The organism is Sphaerospermopsis aphanizomenoides BCCUSP55 (assembly GCF_001586785.1).
GTDB lineage: Bacteria > Cyanobacteriota > Cyanobacteriia > Cyanobacteriales > Nostocaceae > Sphaerospermopsis_A > Sphaerospermopsis_A aphanizomenoides_A.
In genome coordinates this window covers 1-4,357 of sequence record NZ_LUFH02000188.1, presented here as the reverse complement: position 1 = coordinate 4,357, position 4,357 = coordinate 1, and the positions used below count along the sequence as shown (strand labels likewise).

The 4,357-nt window shown below is 38.2% G+C and carries 3 protein-coding genes; all 3 read right to left on the bottom strand.

Annotated features, from left to right (window positions below; translation table 11 throughout):
* Positions 1-26: 26 nt before the first annotated feature.
* Positions 27-1,301 (bottom strand): LPS export ABC transporter periplasmic protein LptC, encoded by a 1,275-nt coding sequence (gene lptC / locus A0J48_RS25930; RefSeq protein ID WP_200327451.1) that lies wholly within the window; start codon positions 1,299-1,301, stop codon positions 27-29.
* Between the two features lie 2 nt (positions 1,302-1,303).
* A complete protein-coding gene (locus tag A0J48_RS25925) occupies positions 1,304-1,933 on the bottom strand; it encodes a LabA-like NYN domain-containing protein (protein ID WP_200327452.1) in 630 nt (209 codons plus the stop codon).
* A gap of 148 nt (positions 1,934-2,081) precedes the next feature.
* Positions 2,082-3,683, bottom strand: coding sequence for a methionine--tRNA ligase (gene metG, locus A0J48_RS25920; RefSeq protein WP_200327450.1), 1,602 nt, complete (start codon positions 3,681-3,683; stop codon positions 2,082-2,084).
* Positions 3,684-4,357: the final 674 nt, after the last annotated feature.

Sequence of the window (4,357 nt, the reverse complement as noted above, 5' to 3'; positions counted from 1 at the left end):
CCCCATCACCCCATCACCCCATCTCCCTACTGACCAGCATCCTGGGGAATAATTTCCGTTACTACTCTACCGTTGGAATTGCCGCCTTTGACGACAATATTTTCTGTTTGTAGATTACCAACTGCTGTTTCACCTTGAAAATTTAATTGTGGATCAATTTGGCGATAAATTACATTTCCCTGGGCTTCTAGTAATTTTTGGTCTAGATACCAAGTGAGTTTATTTGATTTTAAAGATTGCTTTTTTTGTCCTACTGCATTCACATTGCCTGTTAAATAAACGGTTTTCTGGGGAATTTTCATTTCGGCTTTATTGCCAGTTACAGTCACATTTTCAGCTTGGTGAAATACCCGGACAGGTGAATTGGCCTTGACAATTTCTTGATTGATATTCCAGGTCATAGAGTTACTAGCTATCTGCATCGGTGGTTCTAGTAACTCCAGACGGGCTTGTGGTTGAATAGTAGCAATTTTAGTTTTTAAGTTAACTTCTGCACCATTTCCTTGACCACGGTCAGTGATTTTATTATCTTTATAGCGGTCAATTTGAATGGGGCGATCGCCAATTAATTTTTCTTCTTTAATTTGCCAAATTAAATGCTCAGTTCGCATTTGTAATTGAGGATCAGCAGAAATAGCGACTACTTTTCCTGAAAATTCTACCCGTTGTTCACGGGTTTTCACTTTTGCTTCCTGCGCCGTAGCTTTTAATTGTTTATGAGTCCCATTTAACTGATTACGCACAATTAATAAATCTTCTTTTGGTCGCCATTCTAATTCATTTCCTTGTAAAATAGTACCATTACGGGGATCGGTAGCAATAATTTTGCCTTTCAGCATGAGTTGTTTACCATCCTGCTGAATATCGGCTGTTTCAGCTTTAATTGTGTAAACTACTTTGCCATCTTGGTAAAGTTCCCCATCTGGATTTTGAGCTTCACCAATTTCCTTTTCTTTGGTATACTTTGCTTGTTTAGCTTTGACTTTCCAAATGGGTCTACCTGCTTCGTCAAATTGTTCTAGGGCTACACCAAAAAAAGTTAACTTACTATCAGTATTCTGTTTGGATGAATCATCACTATTTGGTTTAGTAGGAGATGGACTCCCACAGGAAAACAAATTAATTGCTAACAGTAAGGTCAAAGGCAGGTAAGACCAATTTCTTAGTACAGCAATGTCCCCAAGAGTTTTTCTATTAATCGCTGCTGTATCATCAGAATAGAAGTGGGGAGAGTTGATTTTGCTTCTCCTCTGAAGTTGTGAATTTTTGCTTCCATTCTTCCTGCCTTGTTGATGTTGCATTATTATTCGGGAATTTCTAGATGTTCTTCACTATCTCTGGGGTCGTCTAAGAATCCCATACTAGATAATGGTCGATAGGGATAGCTTTGACGGGGTGTTTTTTGAATATCCTCTTTGATGGCTTCTAAATCAATATAGCGATCGCTCACATTAATTAAGCTATCACTAGTCATTGACCTGAGACTCACCACCTCGACCCGGACACCCCGATAACTAACTGAATTTACAGCATAAGCCAAATCGCCGTCACCACTCACTAAAACTGCGGTATCATAGGAATCGACCAATGCCATCATATCAACTGCTATTTCTACGTCTAGGTTAGCTTTTTTTGAGCCATCTGGCAGCTGCACCAAATCTTTAGCAATGACTCGATAACCATTGCGTCGCATCCATAACAAAAACCCCTGTTGCTTTTCATTTGTCCGGTCTACACCAGTATAGAAAAAAGCCCGCAACAGCCTTGATCCTCCAGTTAACCGACACAACAGCTTAGTGTAATCAATTTCGATTCCTAATTGTAAAGCTGCATAAAATAAATTGGAGCCATCAATAAAGATGGCCACACGACCGCGATTTTCTAAAACTTGTTCTGGAGTAAAAATAGAGTCATTTTCCAAATTATTCAACATTGTTGTCATACCTCGGTTGTTATCCATGATATTTCCGCTAGAAATCATTAACTTTTACATACTTGTTAGAAGTAGCTTATGATAATTTTCGGGGGCTAAAAATTTAAGCCCCGATGTAGTCTTTAAACTCCATTAAAAATGGTGAGTGTTAATCGTTTTTTAGGGTATCTATCCGTTTAAAAATAGGTTGGGGTGTACCCAACTGTTGTTGATTTGATAGCAAGCCCCATTTGGCATGGGTTTCAAAAGGCGCAACAATTGAAGTTTCTGTTTGATTGTTAAAATTGATTCCCCAGCCTAGTTGCTGATAAATATCACTGCTGATGTTGGGAATAATTGGGGATAGGAGATAAGCTGCTAATCGCACGGATTCAAGCACCGTGTACAGCACCGTTTCCACTTCTTCCTGTTTTCCCTGTTTATATAATGACCAAGGAGCTTGTTCATCAATAAACTTATTGCTGGCTTGTACCAACGATAAAACAGCTTGGCAAGCTTCATTAAAAGCTAAAGCTGTGTATGCTTGTTGCACCTGTGATCCCAAACTTAAACCAATTGCTTTTAAAGAATTTTCAGCCGGAATCAGTTCGGGAGCAATTGATGGTACTTGAAAAGCGCAGTATTTCTTCACCATGTTCAAGGTGCGATTTAACAAATTACCTAAATCATTTGCCAAATCTGCATTCAGAACATGAATGAACCTAATTTCATTAAAATCTCCATCTTTGCCAAATTCGATTTCCTTAAGGAAGTAATAACGAACGGCATCACTACCATAACGCTCAACTAATGCTACAGGATCAAGGGTATTACCCAGAGTTTTCCCCATCTTTTGACCATCTTTAGTCAGAAATCCGTGGCCAAATACTCGCTCTGGTAAAGGTAAACCTGCGGACATCAGCATTGCTGGCCAATACACTGCATGGAACCGTAATATATCTTTACCAATTAGGTGTAGATTAATCGGCCACCATTTTTCTAAGGCATTGGCTAAAGTTGGTTCGGCATCAGGTTCTAGCAATGCTGTCACATAACCCAGCAAAGCATCAAACCAGACATATAAGGTATGCTGGGAATCTACAGGTACAGGAAAACCCCAATCAAGATTTACCCGCGAAATCGAAAAATCCTGTAAACCTTGACTGACAAAGTTGAGGACTTCATTACGTCGACTTGCTGGTTGAATAAAATTCGGTTGGGATTGATAAAATTCTTCTAGTTTGGTTTGATACTTAGACAATCGGAAAAAGTAATTTTGCTCGTCTCGCCACTCTACTTCCTTGGTAGTATGTATGGGGCAACGTTTACCTTCTAGCAGATCCCGTTCTTCTTTAAATTCTTCGCAGGATACACAATACCACCCTTTTTGTTGTCCTTGGTAAATGTCGCCATTTTCCCAAACTCGCTGGAAAAATTCTTTCACAATTGCGTGATGGGTTAAAGCGGTAGTGCGACTAAAGCGATCATACTGAATATCGAGAGACTGCCACAAGTTAATAAAACCAGGTACAATTTGATCACAAAACTCTTGTGGTGGTTTTCCTAAACTTGCTGCTGACCGCTGAATTTTTTGCCCATGTTCATCAGTACCCGTAATTAGCAGTACCTGATGTCCTAACAAGCGTTGAAATCGGGCTACAACATCCGCAGCCATTGTGGTGTAAGCACTGCCAATATGGGGAACATCATTGACATAGTATAAAGGTGTGGTCAGAGCAAAGGTTTTTGAAGTTTGATTCTCTAGATTCATACAAAATAAAAAACAAATTATTAAACCGTTTTCTTGATTAGCTAATCTTGTAAAACCAGGCAATTATATAACATTGCAACTATTTTTTTCAAACTACAACTTAATTTTAGCAAATTTATTACCTCAAGATTGGTTTTGTAATATCTAGAAATGCACCGGATTTATAGTCAATAGCGAGAAATTAGTTGCTAATAATCATGTTGAAAGCTGTTTATGCCATCAATTGTTACTGGAAATACGCCAATCAAAACTGAGAAAATAAAGCTAATTCTGTGATTTAGACATTTCTACCTGAGAACAGTCTAGGTGAGAGTAAAGAAATGTAAAAATTACATCAAGAAAAACTGCGAATTCTTCACAAAACATATACTTATTAACTGGAGAATGGGGACTGGGGACTGGGAATCACTTTTACGAATTAAGAATCACCAATTACCAATTACCAATTACCAATTACCAATTACAAATTACCAATTACAAATGACCTAGCTTAAGTGAGATTGTGAAGAATAAGATAAGCGATTTCACTTATTTATATATAATTCATTCAAACTTCACTAAAATCTGTAATCATAGTTTCAGACTCGGCTAATTTTTATCTCGAAAAGCTGATTTAGTCATTAGTCATTGGGGAAAGGGAATAGGGAATAGGGACAGGACTTACGCACAAAATT